This window comes from Yinghuangia sp. YIM S10712 (assembly GCF_051388935.1).
Classification (GTDB): domain Bacteria; phylum Actinomycetota; class Actinomycetes; order Streptomycetales; family Streptomycetaceae; genus Yinghuangia.
Window position 1 is genome coordinate 41,414 of sequence record NZ_JBPKBI010000004.1, and the last position, 15,725, is coordinate 57,138.

At 72.5% G+C, this 15,725-nt stretch carries 16 protein-coding genes and 1 tRNA gene; 4 read left to right on the forward strand and 13 right to left on the reverse strand.

Features of this window, described 5'->3' with window-relative positions; translation table 11 throughout:
- Positions 1-42 precede the first annotated feature (42 nt).
- The 6 genes from ACRX5W_RS12215 to ACRX5W_RS12240 all read right to left on the reverse strand — a co-directional run bounded on the left by ACRX5W_RS12215 (position 43) and on the right by ACRX5W_RS12240 (position 5,386).
- Positions 43-522 (reverse strand): SRPBCC family protein, encoded by a 480-nt coding sequence (locus ACRX5W_RS12215; RefSeq protein ID WP_436788089.1) that lies wholly within the window; start codon positions 520-522, stop codon positions 43-45.
- 4 nt (positions 523-526) lie between these two features.
- Positions 527-784 carry an acyl carrier protein gene (locus tag ACRX5W_RS12220; RefSeq protein WP_436788090.1) on the reverse strand — a complete coding sequence of 86 codons (258 nt, stop codon included), beginning with the start codon at positions 782-784 and terminating at the stop codon, positions 527-529.
- A 273-nt stretch (positions 785-1,057) separates the two neighbouring features.
- Complete coding sequence (locus ACRX5W_RS12225; protein ID WP_436788091.1) at positions 1,058-2,299, reverse strand: beta-ketoacyl synthase N-terminal-like domain-containing protein; 1,242 nt, start codon at positions 2,297-2,299, stop codon at positions 1,058-1,060.
- Positions 2,296-3,588 (reverse strand): beta-ketoacyl-[acyl-carrier-protein] synthase family protein, encoded by a 1,293-nt coding sequence (locus ACRX5W_RS12230; RefSeq protein WP_436788323.1) that lies wholly within the window; start codon positions 3,586-3,588, stop codon positions 2,296-2,298. The genes ACRX5W_RS12225 and ACRX5W_RS12230 overlap by 4 nt, the downstream gene beginning before the upstream one ends.
- Positions 3,582-3,989: a cupin domain-containing protein gene (locus tag ACRX5W_RS12235; protein ID WP_436788324.1), complete on the reverse strand. Its 408-nt coding sequence runs from the start codon at positions 3,987-3,989 to the stop codon at positions 3,582-3,584. The genes ACRX5W_RS12230 and ACRX5W_RS12235 overlap by 7 nt, the downstream gene beginning before the upstream one ends.
- Positions 3,990-4,252: 263 nt before the next feature.
- Positions 4,253-5,386, reverse strand: coding sequence for a SchA/CurD-like domain-containing protein (locus ACRX5W_RS12240; protein ID WP_436788092.1), 1,134 nt, complete (start codon positions 5,384-5,386; stop codon positions 4,253-4,255).
- A 173-nt stretch (positions 5,387-5,559) separates the two neighbouring features.
- Here ACRX5W_RS12240 and ACRX5W_RS12245 point away from each other — a divergent pair, with 173 nt between their 5' ends.
- Positions 5,560-7,203 carry an FAD-dependent oxidoreductase gene (locus ACRX5W_RS12245; protein WP_436788093.1) on the forward strand — a complete coding sequence of 548 codons (1,644 nt, stop codon included), beginning with the start codon at positions 5,560-5,562 and terminating at the stop codon, positions 7,201-7,203.
- 61 nt (positions 7,204-7,264) lie between these two features.
- On the opposite strand, the gene ACRX5W_RS12250 is transcribed toward ACRX5W_RS12245, so the two are convergent.
- The 4 genes from ACRX5W_RS12250 to ACRX5W_RS12265 form a co-directional block, all read right to left on the reverse strand.
- Positions 7,265-7,990 carry a class F sortase gene (locus ACRX5W_RS12250; RefSeq protein ID WP_436788094.1) on the reverse strand — a complete coding sequence of 242 codons (726 nt, stop codon included), beginning with the start codon at positions 7,988-7,990 and terminating at the stop codon, positions 7,265-7,267.
- A gap of 273 nt (positions 7,991-8,263) precedes the next feature.
- Complete coding sequence (locus ACRX5W_RS12255) at positions 8,264-8,584, reverse strand: hypothetical protein (RefSeq protein ID WP_436788095.1); 321 nt, start codon at positions 8,582-8,584, stop codon at positions 8,264-8,266.
- Between the two features lie 165 nt (positions 8,585-8,749).
- The gene (locus ACRX5W_RS12260) at positions 8,750-9,847 is read right to left on the reverse strand and encodes a methyltransferase (RefSeq protein WP_436788096.1); all 1,098 of its coding nucleotides are present in this window, start codon (positions 9,845-9,847) and stop codon (positions 8,750-8,752) included.
- Positions 9,848-9,934: 87 nt separating this feature from the next.
- Positions 9,935-10,399 (reverse strand): hypothetical protein, encoded by a 465-nt coding sequence (locus tag ACRX5W_RS12265; protein WP_436788097.1) that lies wholly within the window; start codon positions 10,397-10,399, stop codon positions 9,935-9,937.
- Between the two features lie 494 nt (positions 10,400-10,893).
- Here ACRX5W_RS12265 and ACRX5W_RS12270 point away from each other — a divergent pair, with 494 nt between their 5' ends.
- The 3 genes from ACRX5W_RS12270 (at position 10,894) to ACRX5W_RS12280 (ending at position 13,703) form a co-directional block, all read left to right on the forward strand.
- Positions 10,894-12,099, forward strand: a complete 1,206-nt coding sequence (locus tag ACRX5W_RS12270; protein WP_436788325.1) for a heparan-alpha-glucosaminide N-acetyltransferase domain-containing protein — start codon at positions 10,894-10,896, stop codon at positions 12,097-12,099.
- Between the two features lie 342 nt (positions 12,100-12,441).
- Positions 12,442-12,514, forward strand: a tRNA-Glu gene (locus tag ACRX5W_RS12275).
- Between the two features lie 235 nt (positions 12,515-12,749).
- Positions 12,750-13,703: a hypothetical protein gene (locus ACRX5W_RS12280; protein ID WP_436788098.1), complete on the forward strand. Its 954-nt coding sequence runs from the start codon at positions 12,750-12,752 to the stop codon at positions 13,701-13,703.
- Between the two features lie 16 nt (positions 13,704-13,719).
- Here the strand turns inward: ACRX5W_RS12280 and ACRX5W_RS12285 are convergent, their stop codons facing one another.
- The 3 genes from ACRX5W_RS12285 to ACRX5W_RS12295 form a co-directional block, all read right to left on the reverse strand.
- Entirely contained in the window at positions 13,720-14,106 is a 387-nt protein-coding gene (locus tag ACRX5W_RS12285) for a hypothetical protein (RefSeq protein ID WP_436788099.1), read from the reverse strand.
- Between the two features lie 114 nt (positions 14,107-14,220).
- Positions 14,221-14,883, reverse strand: coding sequence for a response regulator (locus ACRX5W_RS12290; RefSeq protein WP_436788101.1), 663 nt, complete (start codon positions 14,881-14,883; stop codon positions 14,221-14,223).
- A partial coding sequence (locus ACRX5W_RS12295) for a sensor histidine kinase (protein ID WP_436788102.1) occupies positions 14,880-15,725 on the reverse strand: 846 nt, incomplete at its 5' end. The genes ACRX5W_RS12295 and ACRX5W_RS12290, both read right to left, overlap by 4 nt.

Here is a 15,725-nt window from a genome sequence, read left to right on the forward strand (position 1 = left end):
TGTCGTGGTCCGGGGCGCGGGCCGGTCCGCGGATTTGCCGGGTCACCCGAGGGGGGCAGGGGTGAGGCCCAGTTCGTCGGCGCGCTGCTGGATCTTGTCCCGGATGATCTCCATCTGGATCCGGGAGTTGCGGTTGATGTTGTCGGTCATCCACGCGTCGTCGACGGGCGCGGTGTCCTTCATCGCGAAGTCCTGCACCCAGCGCATGCGCACGCCGTCGGGCTCCTCGTGGTACTCCCAGCGGATGTGCATGTACGCGAACGGCCCGGTCTCGACGCGTTGTGCCCACACGGTGCGCAGGTTGCGGTCGGGCTCGCGCTCGGAGACCCAGCTCCAGACGTTGCCGTCCTTGTCGGGGTGCATGGTGAGCCGGAACGTGACCTTGTCGCCCTCGCGGGACAGCACTTCGACCGAGGCGTACTCGGTGAACAGGTCCGTCCAGTTCTCGACGTCGTTGGTCATGTCCCAGACGAGGTCGAGCGGCGCGTTGATGATGATGCTGTTGTCGGTGTGGCCGGACATCGGTTCACACTCCGGAGGTCAGTTGCGAGTTGACGAGGTCGACGAACTCGCGCGGTGTCTTGCGGTTTTCGGCGTCGGGCCCGAGCGGGGTGCCGTAGTTGTGCTCGATCTCGGCGACCACGGCCATCAGGCCCAGCGAGTCGAGGCCGAAGTCGGCGAACCCGGACTCGGGGTTCGCCGCCATCTCCAGGGGATCGACGGCGACGCCGGCGGTGGCCTTCATCAGCGCGGAGAGCTCTTCATAGCCGAAGGGCGCGTTCATCGGGAACCTCCGTGAATTTGGCTGCTTTGCGCAGAGTTGACACTTTGCTGTCGGCCGCCGGGCTGGCGGTTTCGGTCTGTGGAGCCGGCGTACGACCCGGCCGGAGAACTCCGGGCGGGCGGTCGGCGACGAAGCAGAAACCCCTGTGGCGCGAGCTGTGGGAATCTCCCTCGTTCACGAGGGGGAGAAGTCAAGAGCGTTCCTTTCCTTGTGTTTTGCTCGGAGGGGACGGCCCGGCCGACCGCAGGACGGGGCAGCCGGGCCCAACGCCGATCACCGGGTGTCCTCGCCGGCGCGCAGCACCAGCGCGGCGTTGCCGCCCATCAGGCCGCGGCTGAGCACGAGTGCGGTACGCAGCCGCGCGGGGCGGGCGTGGCCGGTGACCAGGTCGATGTCGTACTCGGTGGAGAAGACGCCGGGCGTCGGCGGGATGACGCCGTGTTCCATGGCGAGCACGGCCGCCGCGCAGTCCAGCACCGGGCCGCCGCAGTACGCGCGTCCGGTGCCGGCCTTGGGCGCGGTGACCGGGACGGTCGTGCCGCGGGCCCCCAACGCGTCGGCGAGGGCGAGGACTTCGGCCTGATCCGCGGCCGGTACGGCGAGCGCGTCGGCGAAGACGACGTCGATGTCCTCGGGGCGTGCCCCGGCCTCCGCGAGGGCCGCGGTCATGGCGCGGGCGAGGCCGTGGCGCGACTCGCCCCAGTCCGCGGTTCCGGTGAAGGTGGCCCCGTACCCGGCAACGGTCGCCCGGACCCGGGCGCCGCGGCGGCGGGCGCTGTCGTGGTCCTCCAGGACCAGGACGGCACCGCCCTCGGCGGGCGCGAAACCGCACGCGGCGGAGTCGAACGGGAGGTAGGCGCGGGTGGGTTCGGTGGCCCGGCTCAGTTCGCGGTAGCCGAGCTGGCACACCATCGAGTACGGCGCGATGGGCGCTTCGGCGGCTCCGACCACCATCGCGTCGGTGCCGCGCCGGATGGAGCGCGCGGCGTGCGCGATGGCGTCGAGGGCGCCGGCCTCGTCCTCGGCGAGCACCGCGCAGGGCCCTTTGAAGCCGCCGCGAATGGAGATCTGACCGGTGCTCGCGGCGTAGAACCAGGCGATGGACTGGTACGGGCCGACGAACGCGGGCCCGCTGCCCCACAGATTCTGCAGTTCGCGCTGGCCGAACTCGCCGCCGCCGGAGCTGCTGGCGGTGGCGACGCCGATGGAGTATTCCGAATGCTCCGGCAGCCCGACCACACCCGCCTCGTTCAGCGCCTGGTCGGCGGCGTGCAGCGCGAAGTGCGTGAACTTGTCGGTCTGGACGAGGAATTTGTCCTCGATCCGCCCTGCGGCGTCGAAGTCGTCGACGAGTCCGGCCACCGCGAGCGGCAGGTCCGCGCAGCCCTCGCGGTGGATCCGGGTCAGGTGCCCGGTGCCTTCGCGGGTGGCCTTCCAGAACACGTCGGTGCCGATGCCGTTCGGGGCCACCACACCGATGCCGGTGATGGCGGCGTGCCGCGGTGGGGTGCTCATCGCCGCGTCCTCTCGGATGGGGTTCGTGCGTGGATGGACCTGCGGTCCAGGACCACGGCCGACTGGAAGCCGCCGAAGCCGCTGCCGACGGACAGCACCGTGTCGAGCCTGGCCTCGCGGGCGGTCCTCGGCACGTAGTCGAGATCGCACTCGGGGTCGGGCGTCTCGTAGTTCGCGGTCGGCGGCACCACGCCGTGCTCCATGGCCAGGACGCACGCGGCGACCTCGATCGCACCGATCGCGCCGAGCGAGTGGCCGACCATCGACTTGATCGAGCTCATCGGGATGGTGCGGGCGTGCTCGCCGAGGGCCCGTTTGACGGCGGCCGTCTCATGCCGGTCGTTCTGCTGGGTCCCCGAACCGTGCGCGTTGACGTAGTCGACTGCGGTCCGGTCCAGCCGCGCGTCGTCGAGGGCCACGCGGATCGACTCGGCCATCTCCAGGCCTTCGCGGGTGAGCCCGGTCATGTGGTACGCGTTGCCGCGGGTGGCGAAGCCGGCGATTTCGGCGTAGATCCGGGCCCCGCGCCGCCGGGCGCGCTCCATCTCCTCCAGCACCAGGACCGCGCAGCCCTCGCCGAGCACGAACCCGTCGCGGTGCGCGTCGAACGGGCGCGACGCGTGCGCGGGGTCGTCGTTGCGGGTGGACGTGGCCTTGATGGCGTCGAAGCACGCGACCGTGATCGGCGAGATCGGCGAGTCGGACGCGCCGGCGAGGCAGATGTCGGCGCGTCCGTCCTCGATCGCGTGGGCCGCGTAGCCGATCGCGTCGAGGCCCGACGTACAACCGGTGGACACGGTCTGCACCGGGCCGCGCGCGCCGAACTGCTCGGCGACTTCGGACGACAGCGCGGCGGGTGTGAACGCCCGGTGCAGGAACGGCTCGGCGGCGCGGTGGTCGACGTCCCAGCGGGCGCCGTTCGCGCTGACGCGCGTGTAGTCGTGTTCCAGGCGGGTGGTGCCGCCGACGGCGCTGCCGAGGGACACGCCGATCCGCCACGGGTCCTCGGCGGCGAGGTCGAGTCCGCTGTCGCGGACCGCCTCCGCTCCCGCCGCGAGTGCGAACTGTATGTAGCGGTCGGCCCGTTGCGCGCGCTCGCCGGTGATGCCGCAGGCTGCGGCGTCGAAGTCGCACTCGGCGGCGATGCGCGAGCGGAAGTCGGTGGCGTCGAAGAACGTGATGCCCCGGGTCGCGGTGCGTCCTGCGGTCAGCAGGTCCCAGAAAGCGGGAACCCCGACGCCGCCGGGCGCGACGACCCCGACGCCGGTGACCGCGACACGGTTCACGATCCGCCGCCGATGCCGGGGTGCGGCTCGTGCGGGCAGGCGAGCTCTTCGGTGTCCACGTGGCCCAGTTCGGGCTTGGGCGCGAGCGGGGCGAGGTGGAAGACCATGCGCGCCGTGACGTTGCCGGTGTTGCGGAACCGGTGCCGCATCTCGCGCGGGACCATCAGGCTCTGCTCGGGCTCCAGCTTGTGCGTGACCCCGTCGAGGTCGACCTCAAGGGTGCCGCACACCAGGTGGACGAACTCCTCGGAGTACGGGTGGTAGTGCTCCGAGATGGTCTCACCCGGCGCAAGCAGCGCGACGCCCATGAAGCCGCAGGTCGAACCGACCGTGGTGGGGCTGAGGGTGACCCGCAGGTCGCCGCCGCGGCGACGGTTGGGGGGAACCTCGTCGAGGCGGACGATACGGACCCGGTCCTCGGCGCCGTTCCGGCCCTCGGGTCCGGTCGGCTGCGTGTTCCCGTTCTTCCCGGTCTTGCCGCTCTTGCCGGTCTTGCCGGTCTTCGCAGTGCTCGCGGTCTTCGCGGTTCCCGCGGTCTTGCCGGTGGTGCGTGTCGTTCGCGTGGTCGGTGCGGTCATGGGCCACCTCCGAGTGGCCGGCGGAGCGTACGGGACGCTCCGCCGAGGGGGTTGGGATGCGGCCGACGCGGCGACCGCCTGTCGTGCCGTCAGGCGACGGCGGCGCGCCGGTCGGTGATCGGCGTCATCGCGCAGCCGGCGAGCAGGCGGCGCAGCGCGGCCTCGTCGGTCAGGTCGCCGACCGGTCCGTCCAGGAGCCGGGCGAATCGCTCGGCGTCCGCCGGGGCGACGCCGAGCATCACGGCCGGGTGCGCTTCCGCGCCCGAGCGCAGGTCGACGACGCGGACCAGCAGGTCCTGGCGTACGTAGACCGCGCTGGCCGCGAGCGGGCCGTCGTCGTCGGCGAGGGCCGCCTCGTCGTGCCGGGCCAGGAGTCGGGCGGCGGCGTCCGCGGAGCCGTGGGCCACCGGGTACAGGAACGCGGCGCGCTCGGCCTCGTCGTCGCCGGGGCGCGGCCGGGCCGCGGTCATGCGGAAGTCCTCGGCGAGCGAGGCACGCATGAAGAACTCCCGTGCCGCCTCCGGGTTGTCGAGGTCGCGGCTCTCCACGAGGTGCGCGTTGAGGGCCTCTTCGGCGGCGCGGACCTGCGGTTGCCGGGCGACGTGTTGCAGCGCGGCGCGCATGTCGCCCTTGATCTCGATGGCCCGGACGACGACGTTGTCGCGCATGAACACGGTCGTGCGGCGCAGCGTCGTGTTGGCGTCGACCCGGGGGTCGGGCGACTCGTACCCGGACAGGATGCGCGCCACCTCGGCCTCGCTGCCGGGCTTGACGTTGAAGCTGAGCGCGCACCGGGTGATGTCGGACCCGGCGGCCTTCGCCGCGCGCGAGCCGCGCGTGACGGACGCGGCCACGGGGTGCTGCGGTCCGGTCTCGCGTGCGACGGCGTACCGCAGGGAGCGGGTGCCGCGTACGCAGCCGTGCAACGGCTTGACCATGAGCTGGTGTTCGGGACTGTCCACCCAGGCGAGGAACTGGTCGGCATCGGCCCATTCGCTGGTGATGAGCCACTGCGTCGGGTCATCGATGGACTGGCAGAGCTGGTCGCGGAGGTGGCCGGGCACCTGGGCGACCTGGTCGCGGATGCTTTCGTAGGCGTCGAGGAAGCGCTGTTGTGATCCCTCGTGGATCTCCAGCATGAGCAGTACGCGCAGTTTCGAACCGTCCGCGGGCGCCTTGGGCTCCTCGGCACGGTCGACGTGGCGCTGGACCGTTGTGTCCATTTCCGTCCTTCAGTCGTAGGCCCCGTGTCCGAGGTTGGACGCATATGCCACAGAAGGCACCTTTTATTGGCATATGAGTGACAGTTCGGCGTGTCGCGCACGACCTGCGCGGCGCACGGGCACCCGCCACCGGTTACCGACGTCCCCTGACAAGCGCGAAAGCGGAGGAGAACATGCCCGAAAACCAAGAACGGGTACCGGTGTTGGTGGTGGGCGGGTCCTTGGTGGGCCTGTCCGCGTCGGTCTTTCTCGGAAGGCTCGGGGTGCGGCACATCGTGGCCGAACGCCACGCCGGGACCTCGCACCACCCGCGCGGCCGGGGAAACAATGTCCGCACGATGGAGCTCTACCGCACCGCGGGTGTCGAACAGGGCATCCGCGACGCGTCGGCCGTGCTCGCCGACAACCACGGGATCCTGCGGGCCGGCACGATCGCCGGCACCGACCAGGAGTGGCTGTTCAAGGAGATCGACCCGGGCGGCGGCCTCGCGAAGTTCTCGCCGAGCTCGTGGTGCCTGTGCAGCCAGAACGACCTCGAACCGGTCCTCGCGCGGTACGCCGCGGAGCTGGGCGGCTCGGTACGGTTCGGCACCGAGCTGATCGATTTCGAACAGGACGCGACGGGGGTGACCGCCGTCCTGGAGTCGCGCGACACCGGCAACCGGCGCACTGTCCGCGCCGATTACCTCATCGCCGCCGACGGCCCGCGCAGCCCCGTGCGCGGGCGCCTGGGCATCGACGTGTCCGGCCCGGGCGCGCTGTTCCACAACGTGAGCATCACGTTCACCTCGAAGCGGCTGGCGCAATTCGTCGGCGACCGCCGGTTCATCGTGTGCTACCTGACCGACCCGCGCGGCGAAGGAGCGCTGCTGCCGGTCGACAACGTCGAGCGCTGGGTCTTCCACGCCCCGTGGCATCCCGAGGACGGCGAAGAGCTCGACGCGTTCACCGACGAGCGCTGCGCCGCGCACATCCGCGCCGCGGCCGGGGTTCCGGACCTCGACGTGCAGGTCACCGGGAAGGCGCCGTGGCACGCGGCCGAGCGGGTGGCCGACCGGTACCGCGAGGGCCGGGTGTTCCTGGCCGGCGACTCCGCACACGAGATGTCCCCCACCGGGGCGTTCGGCTCCAACACCGGCATCCAGGACGCGCACAACCTCGCGTGGAAGCTCGCCGCGGTGCTCGACGGCCGCGCCGATCCCGCACTGCTGGACACGTACGAGGCCGAGCGCCGCCCGGTCGCGGTGGCGACGGCGGCCCGCGCGTCCACGCGTTCGGCGGAACACAGCCACCCCGGGTACGCGGCCCCGCCGGTGCCGGGCGGCGGGGGACGCCAGAACGGCATGCTCGGTGTCGTGCTGGGCTACCGCTACACCGCAGGCAACGTGGTCGGCACGGACCCGCAACACCCGGTCCTGCCAGAGGGGTTCCGTCCCCCGGACGGCACGCCCGGCACCCGCGCCCCGCACGCGTGGGTCAGGCGCGACGGTGAGCGCGTCTCGCTGCTGGACCTGTACGAAACGGACTACGTGCTGCTCACCGGGGCGGGACCGGCGGGCGAGCCGTGGCGCCGGGCCGCCGCCGCGATGGGCGCGCGCGTCACCGTCCTGGGCGTGACCGCCGAGGCCTCCCGGGAACCGGGGGTCCTGGTGACCGAAGGCGGCGCCGACTGGGCCGCGCTGCACGGCGTCGACGCGGACGGAGCGGTCCTCGTGCGCCCCGACGGCTTCGTGGCGTGGCGGTCCCGTTCCGCGGACGGCGAACCGGAGCGGGTGCTGCGGGAGGCCGCCGAGGCGCTGGCGATGCGTACGGGTTGACGCCGACCGGAACGTGTACGGCCGCCGGGCTTCGGTCCGGCGGCCGTACACGTTCGGAGCGTCACGTCGACGACACGAAGTGCGCGAACGCGACGACGTTGCTCGTGTAGTCCTTGCTCTGCTTGTCGTAGACGCCGCCGCAGGTGATCAGGCGCAACTGGGCGTCGGGCGTGTCGCCGTAGACGCGGTCGTCGGGGAAGGCCTTCTTCTCGAACACCTCGACCGAGTCGACCGCGAAAGTGGCGGTCTTGCCGTCGGCGCGGTCGACGGTGATCAGGTCGCCCTGCCGCAGGATGCCGAGGTTCCAGAACACCGCGGGCCCGGATTTGGTGTCGACGTGTCCGACCATGATCGACGCGCCGCGGGAGCCGGGGGCGGCGCCGTCCTTGTACCACCCGACCAGGTTCGAGTTCGTGGCCGGCGGCACCTCCAGGACGCCGGCGGCGTCCAGGCCGAGCCCGATGACCGGTGCGTCGACCCTGATGCGCGGGATGCGCAGGCGGTGCGGCGGCGAGGACTTGAGCGTCTTGGCGGTCGGCGACGGGATCGGCGTCGCGGCGGAACCGCCTGGTGCCGGCGCGGCCTGCGCGTCAGGGCCCGCGCCGGGATCGGCCGCGGACGCCACGGACGACGACGTCGCCTGCGCCGCGGGCGGCTGGGGCGGTCCCGGCGTTCCGCCGAAGTCGTTCCCGATGACGCTCACGCCGAGGATCACCGCGCCCGCGGCAAAGGCCAGCAGTTTCAGGCGGCCGGGGCGTGGGGGGTGTTCGGCTTCCGGAGCGGACATCTGTCGCCTTTCTGTGCTGCATGCTGCGGAGTGCTGGCGAGTGCCGCCGCGTACGGTGTGCGCGCAGCGGGCGGGAAAGGACGGGAAAAGCGGTGTGGGGGGGGGGGGGGGGGGGGGGGGGGGGGGGGGGGGGGGGGGGGGGGGGGGGGGGGGGGGGGGGGGGGGGGGGGGGGGGGGGGGGGGGGGGGGGGGGGGGGGGGGGGGGGGGGGGGGGGGGGGGGGGGGGGGGGGGGGGGGNACGATGACCACGGCACGAGTTCGGCGCCGGACCGGTCAGGCCTGCGCGCCGCCCGCCACCGGGCGACGGCGCACCGCGTACGCCGCGAGGCCGAGGCCACCGGCGACCAGGACACCGCCGGCGGCGAGGCCCGCGCTGTTGTCGAGGGAGCCGATGCCCGCGTGCGGGCCGCCGTGCGGCTTCTTGTTCTCTTCCCACTTGCCGCCTTCGCTGCTGCCGCCCCACGACTTGTCGGAGCTGTCCGACGAGGCCGCCGGGTCCGACGCGTGGGAGTCGGCGTGGGCTGCGGGGACGGCGAAGGTCAGGGCGGCGAAGCCCAGTGCGGTACCGGCGACGAGAGTGCGTACACGACGCATGGTGCTGTTCCTTTCGGCGCGCGCTAGGACAGTTGACGGGGCGTCAACATGGGGGATCGGGCGCGGCGCCTTTTTTACGATGAACCGACAATCGCGGGTGCGCGATCGCAGTTGGTGCTTTCGGGGAGCGGTCTTGCGCCCATGGGGCGGAGCTCGGCGGCAACTTCACCCGACGGGGTCAGCCGCAGGTTTCGCGGTACGGCCCTGCCGGCTCCGGGCGGCTCCCGCGCGCGGCGGGACGACGCTGTCGAACATGTGCAGCGTGGGGCTGATCGCGCGTACCTCGCCGATCTCCAGGCCCGCGCGGGTCATCGCGGCGACCATGCTCTCGTGCGTGTGCTTGGCACCGCCGACGTTGAGCAGGAGGAGCAGGTCCATCGCGGTGCTGAACTTGAGCGACGCGGACTCGTCGACCAGGTTCTCGATCACCACGACCCGGGTTCCCGGTTCGGCCGTCTCGACGATGTTGCCCAGGGTGCGGCGCGTGCTCGCGTCGTCCCATTCGAGAATGTTCTTGATGATGTAGACGTCCGCGCTCACCGGAACGGCGTCGCGGCAGTCACCGGGGACGAGGGTGACCCGGTCGGCCAACGGGCCGCCGCGCCGCAGTCGCGGGTCGGCTTCGGCGACCACGGCGGGCAGGTCCAGCAGCGCGCCGCGCAGGTGCGGGTGCCGCTCCAGAAGCGTGGCGATGAGCAGGCCCTGTCCCCCGCCGATGTCGGCCACCACGCGGGCGTCGCCGAGGTCGAGGACACCCGCGACGTCCTCCGCCGACTGGCGGCTCGACTGGGTCATCGCCCGGTTGAACGTCTCGGCGGACTCCGGTGCGACCTGGTGCAGGTAGTCGAAGAACTCCATGCCGTGCAGTGCGGGGAAGACGCTGCCGCCCTGCCGGACCGCGTCCTCCAACCGGGGCCACACCTCCCAGGTCCACGGCTCGGTCGCCCACAGCGACACGTGCCGCATGCTGCGGGGGGTGTCGGAGCGCAGCAGGCGCGACATGTCGGTGTGCGCGAACCGGCCGTCGGGCTGCTCGGCGAAGACGCCGTGCGCGGCCAGGGCCCGCATCAGGCGGCGCAGCGACGTGGCGTCGACGCTCAGGCGTTCGGCCAATTCCTCGGCGGTTTCCGGGCTTTCCCCGAGGTTGTCGGGAATGTCGAGGCGCAGTGCGGCGCGTACGGCGGCTGCCGCCATCGCCCCGAAGGTGAGTTCGCGCAGCCGCATTCCGGCATCGCGCGCGTCTGTCGTCCGGGAGTCGGTCATGTGTCGGACCCGCCTTTCAGGGCAGTTCTCCGGGCTGGTTGGTGGGTGCCACCGCGGCGTTCGGCGGCCGGGCGGCCTTCCGGGTCGTCACCCGGTGGGGCCGAACGTGTAGGTGTAGCCGCCGATGACCTCGATGACGTCGACCGGGCCGGACGCTCCGGCGTAGTAGCCGCTGCCGCGCACGATGTTCAGACGCATCGGGTCCGCGGTGCCGGGCATGACCGTCTGGTCCTTGTAGTGGTGCATGCCCTGGACCACGAGGCGCCCCTGGCCGTGGACGCGCAGGACGTGCGTGCACTTGGCGAGGACGCGCTTGTCGCGGGCCTTCTCCGCGACGCAGGTGATGGAGGCGTCACCGATCCGGTCGCCGGAAGCGTCGCGGAGCATGCCGTAGGTGCCCCACTGCTGCCCCTCGACCACGCCGACCGGCTTGCCGCCGGCGACGACGACGGCGCGGTACTGGGTGGTCTCGTCGGCGGCGGAGGCCGTGGGCGAGGCGGCGAACACCGCCGCGACAGCCGCGGTCGCGGCGATGCTGGTCGTGCGCAACATGATCTCTCCTGCTCCGAGGGGGGTTTCGCGGCGGCCCCGCGAACGCGGTCCGCCCACCCACGATGGTGCGGACGCCGCACCGCCGCACCCGGAAGCCACGCACCGCGATCCCCCTATCGGCCCCGTCGAAAGGGAGCCCGGATCGGTGGCGCGCGGACCGGTTCCGGTGTCGTGCCGTCGGGTCGTACCGCACGGGCACGGCGGGGGATCGGCGCCCGCGCATCCTGAGAGCACGTCAGAAAGGCGCGTGGGCAGGGGTATTTTCCCGTTACTTATGGGCAATCAGGACTTTTGCCGCGCGTTCGCCCGTTCGGGCGACGGGAATGGGACGATGGGCGGGCGTTCGGGCGCGTCCTCCAGGTCGACGCAGCGATTTCGGGCGCCCGGGTGCCCGGCCCGGCTCCTCCGACCCGTCGAGGTGAGTCGCCATCGCCGACACCAGCCGCCCCGCACCGCACTCACCCGCCACCGGACCGGGCCGCGGAACCGCACGCATCACCGGCCTCGACGTCGCGCGCTGCGTCGCGATCTTCTGGATGTTCGTCGCGCACATCGGGCCGGACCGGGACGCCGGAGGGGTCAACCGGCTGCTGTGGCTCGGCGACGGCCGGGAGGCGGCCCTGTTCGCGCTGCTCGCCGGGGTCTCCCTCACGCTCGTGCACCGCAGCCGGCCCCCGGCGCCGTGGCGGGAGCGCGAAGGCGGCGACGGGTTCGGGCGGTTCGTCCGCAAGACGCTCATCCGGGCGGCGGTGGTGCTGCTGCTCGGCCTCGCACTGGCCGGCATGGAAACCGGAGTGCTGGTGATCCTGCCGTTCTTCGCGCTGTACTTCGTGCTGGCCCTGCCCGCGCTGTACCTGAGCACCAACAGCCTGTTCGTCGTGGCGGCGTGGTGGGCGGTCCTGGGGCCGCTCGTGTCGTTCGGGCTGCGGAGTTCGTGGCACCAGACACAGCCCGGCTACCGGGTCCCCGACCTGGAGGCCTTCGGCGACCCCGGCGAAATGGCCACGACGCTGTTCGTCACCGGGACATACCCGGTGCTCACGTGGATGCCGTTCGTCCTGGCCGGGATGGCGGTCGGCCGGCTCGATCTGCTCGACCGAACCGTGCAGCGGCTGCTCGTCGAGTTCGGCACGGTCGCCGCCGTCGTCGGCTACGGCTCGTCGTGGCTGCTGATCAACGTGTTCGGCGGCCGGGACGCGTTGTCCGCCGCCGCGGCCGACTGGTTCGCCACGCCTCCGACGGACAAGGACCCGGTGCTGGTCATGCTGGCGTGGTTCACCGGGACCGTGCCGGCCGACGACGTCGTGTGGCTGACCGTCGCGCAAGGCCACAGCGGCACGCCGTTCGAGATCGTCGGCGCCACCGGGGTCGGGTGTGCGGTCCTGGGCATCTGCCTGCGCGTCGGCGCGTCGGCGCGCGCCGGGACCTGGTTGGCCGTGCCGGCGGCCGTGGGGGCGATGTCGCTGAGCGTCTACACCGTGCACCTGATCGCCGGATGGTCGCCGCTGACGCCGGGCGCGGGGTCCTGGGTGCGCCTGGGCGCGTACACGGCCGCCGCGGGGGGCGGCGCGTGGCTGTGGTCCCGGTTCGCGGGGAAAGGGCCGTTGGAATCGGTCATCGCCTTCGCGGCGGACGGGTGGCGACGGGGATCGACTGGCCGTCCGGGGCGTGCCGGGGCAGCCGGGCCCCGGACCGAGTGAGGCCGTTGCGACGCGGCGTCTCGGGCCGCTGCGCGTTGCCGGGACGGGGACCGCGACCGGGCGCCCGACCGGCCGGGACCTCCCCAAGCAGCGCGCCGCCCGGAGAGCGGCTGCGCAGGCGCGGACCTGCCGCGCATTGCGGCTCAACTGCCGCGTGCGGTCGACCTCGTGGCCCGTTCGCTGACGGTGTCGGCGCGCCTGTGCGGTCGCTGGTGCGTCGTCAATTCGTCGTCGTACGCCGAGGATTCGTCGAGCGGGCCGGGTCGCGGGGGCGAACCGGGCGCATACACGCAGGTCCTGCGCGGCGCGCGACCTCGGCGGAGTTCGCTACGGTTCGCGCGGGGGCCCGTAGCGCAGTGGTCGTCGCGCCGCCCTCTCAGGGCGGAGGACACCGGTTCGAATCCGGTCGGGCCCCTCCGCGGCCGTCGGCGCGGCACTTGCGCATCGTGCGCGACACCTTCGCGTTCCGGCTCCGCGCGACAATGGGAAGGTACCGGGGCATGACCAGGGTGCGCGTCCGGCCGACCGCCTGGGCGCCCGCAGCGCCGAGAGCGCTGGTCGGGCGACCGCCGAGCCACCGGGCACGCGCCGCTCGCCCGTGCTCCCCCGATACGATCGAGAACCATGATCACGGCCCTGGGGAGGTTGGCGTGGGGTTGTTCCGACGGGAGCCCAAGCGCGACCCGCGTGACGCGCCGCGCGACGCCGCGTTCGAGTTCCTGTCCGAGGACGAGGGCCGCCGCCTGCGCGGGCTCACCCGCGAGGCGTTCGCCGAACGCGGGCTGGAGGTCACGGTCTTCGCCGATCACATGACCGACAGCGCCAACCGGCACTACAACCTCTACAACCTCGCCGCGAGCTGCCACAACGACGAACGCGGGCGCCGGGCCTGGGAGTCGCTGATCCACGACCACGTCGACAAGCTGGTGCGGGCGATGGAAGCGCCGTCGGCGGTCGAGACACTGCCCGCCGACGAGTTGTGGGCCCGCCTCTACCCGCGCCTGACCGCCGCCGACAACCTCCCCGACGACCCGGGGTTCGGCTATGCGATCGTGCCCGCTCCGGGGCTGCGGCAGGTGCTCGCCCTCGATCTGCCCGAGAGCGTGCAGACGCTGCCGATCGACGCGCTGACCCGGCTCGGCGACCTCGCCGAGCTGCGGCTCCGGGCGATGAACAACCTGCGGGCGCTGCCGATCGAGGACCACGACATCGTCAAGCAGGACGACGGCGCCCAGTTCCGCATGGTCATGGGCGACTCGTTCTTCACGTCCAGCCGCGTCCTGGTGCTCGACGAGCTGGCGGAACGCATCACCGGCAAGGCGGTCGGGCCGTACGGGGCGCTGGTCGCGATGCCGTACCGGCATCTGCTGGCCTTCCACCCGATCGCCGGACCCGACGTGCTGCCCTCCCTCAACGCGCTCGCGACATTCGCGGCGTACCGGTATGAGGAGGCCCCGGGGCCGGTGAGCCCGTACGTGTACTGGTGGCGGGCCGGTCGGCTCGTGCAGTTGTCCGAGCGCAGCGAGGACGGCCTCGCCATCGTGGTGGGCCCGGAGTTCCAGGAAGTCCTGGAGCGGCTGCTGGGCGACGACGGCGGAATCTGAGACGTGGAGCGGCCGGTCAGCGGCGGCGTCCGCCCGACCTGCGGCGCGACCGCGCACGCCAAGTCATATGCGGTCGACGGCTGTTGGCCGAGCCGAAACGGGCACCGGCGAAAACGAAGCCGACGAGCCACACCACGATGACGATCAGCGCGGCCCACCACAGCGCTTTGACGAGGAACCCCGCACCGAAGAGCAGTAGGGCCAAGACGAGGACCAAAATGATGGGAATCATGCCTTTCGGGTGCCCGGCCGTGCGCTGTTGATGCGCTTGGCCCGCAGGCGGATTGCCTCCGGTGCAGCAGGCGGTGCGAGGGAACACGCCGGAGATTGAGGCGACTTCGGCATGCGACGGGGAAAGGGCGGCGATGGCGCGGCCGACCGCGCCGCAGCCGCCGGTCTGCACGCACCGAATCCGTTTCCCGGTCACGGAAGATCGGCGTGTGGCGGGACCTTCGGGCGCGGCGCCGCAGGCTCGCGGCCGTTCGGCGCCCACGGCGGCGGCCGCCCGCCGCCGCACTCAACTTCGTTGCCCGACCAGACCGTTCTCGTACGCGATGATCACGAGCTGCACCCGATCCCGGGCATGCAGTTTGGTGAACAGCCTGGCCACGTGGGCCTTCGCGGTGGCGACGCTGATGTGCAGGTCCCGGGCGATCTCGGCGTTGGACAGGCCGCGCCCGACCAGGACCAGCACCTCGCGCTCGCGGTCGGTGACACCCGGCAGGGCCGGTGCCGGGTTGCGTCGTCCCGGCACCGGACGCGCCGCGAACTCGGCGATGAGCCGGCGGGTCACGCTCGGCGCGATGAGACCTTCACCCGCGGCGACGACCCGGATGGCGCCGAGGATGTCCTCCAACGCCATGTCCTTCACCACAAACCCGCTCGCGCCCGCACGCAGCGCCCCGTAGACGTAGTCGTCGTCGTCGAAGGTCGTGAGCATCAGAACCCGGGTCTCCCCCGGGGCGGCGGCGATCAGGCGGGTCGCCTCGATGCCGTCCATGCCGGGCATGCGGATGTCCATCACGACGACGTCCGGACGGAGTTCGCGGGCGAGCCGGACCGCCTCGGCACCGGTCGCGGCCTCACCGACGACGTCGAGGCCCGGGGTGTCCGCGACCAGGACCCGCAGGCCCGTACGCACCAGCGGCTGGTCGTCGGCGAGCACGATGCGTACCGTCACCGGGTTTCCTCCGGCGGCAGCGGCAGGCGGGCGGTCACCCGGAAGCCTCCTTCGGGACGAGGCCCGGCGGTGAATTCGCCGTGCAGGAGTCCGACCCGCTCGCGCATCCCGACAAGACCGTAGCCGCCGCCGTCGGACGTCCCGCCGCGCCCGTCGTCGACGATGTCGAGGGTCAACTCGCCGGCGTCATGGGCGATGGTGACCCGGCAGTGATCGGTGTCGGCGTGCCGGACGACGTTCGTGACCGCTTCCTGCACGATGCGGTACGCCGACAAGTCGAGATCGGGCGGCAGGTTCGGGCGCGGGCCCGACCACCGGAGGTCCACGCGAACGCCCGCGTCGCGGGTCGCGGCGGCCAACCGCTCGACGTCCGCGAGCCCGGGGGCCGGTTCCCGCGGTGCCGCGTGGTCCGCCGGACGCGGTTCGGTGCGGCGCAGCGCGGTGACGGTACGCCGCATCCCCGCCAGCGTCTCGCGGCTGGTGGCCTCGATCGCGGCGAGCGCTTCGCGGGCCGCAGCGGGCTGCGTGTCGATGACGCGGCGGCCGACTCCGGCCTGGATCGCGACGATGCCCACGCTGTGCGCGACCATGTCGTGCAACTCGCGTGCGATGCGCAGGCGTTCGGCGACGATGGCCTGCTCGGTCGCATACGCGCGCTCGTGGTCTTGATAGGCCCGACGCCTGCCGACGGCACGGCCCACCAGCCATGCGAGCACGGCCAGGAAGATCCCGATCTCCGCGACGAACGTCGCCGCGTTCCCACTCGGCCACGCGTACGCCCAGGCCACCAACACCACGGCGGTCGCCGCGCAGGCCGCGAGGGACTCGCCCCGCGGGCGCGT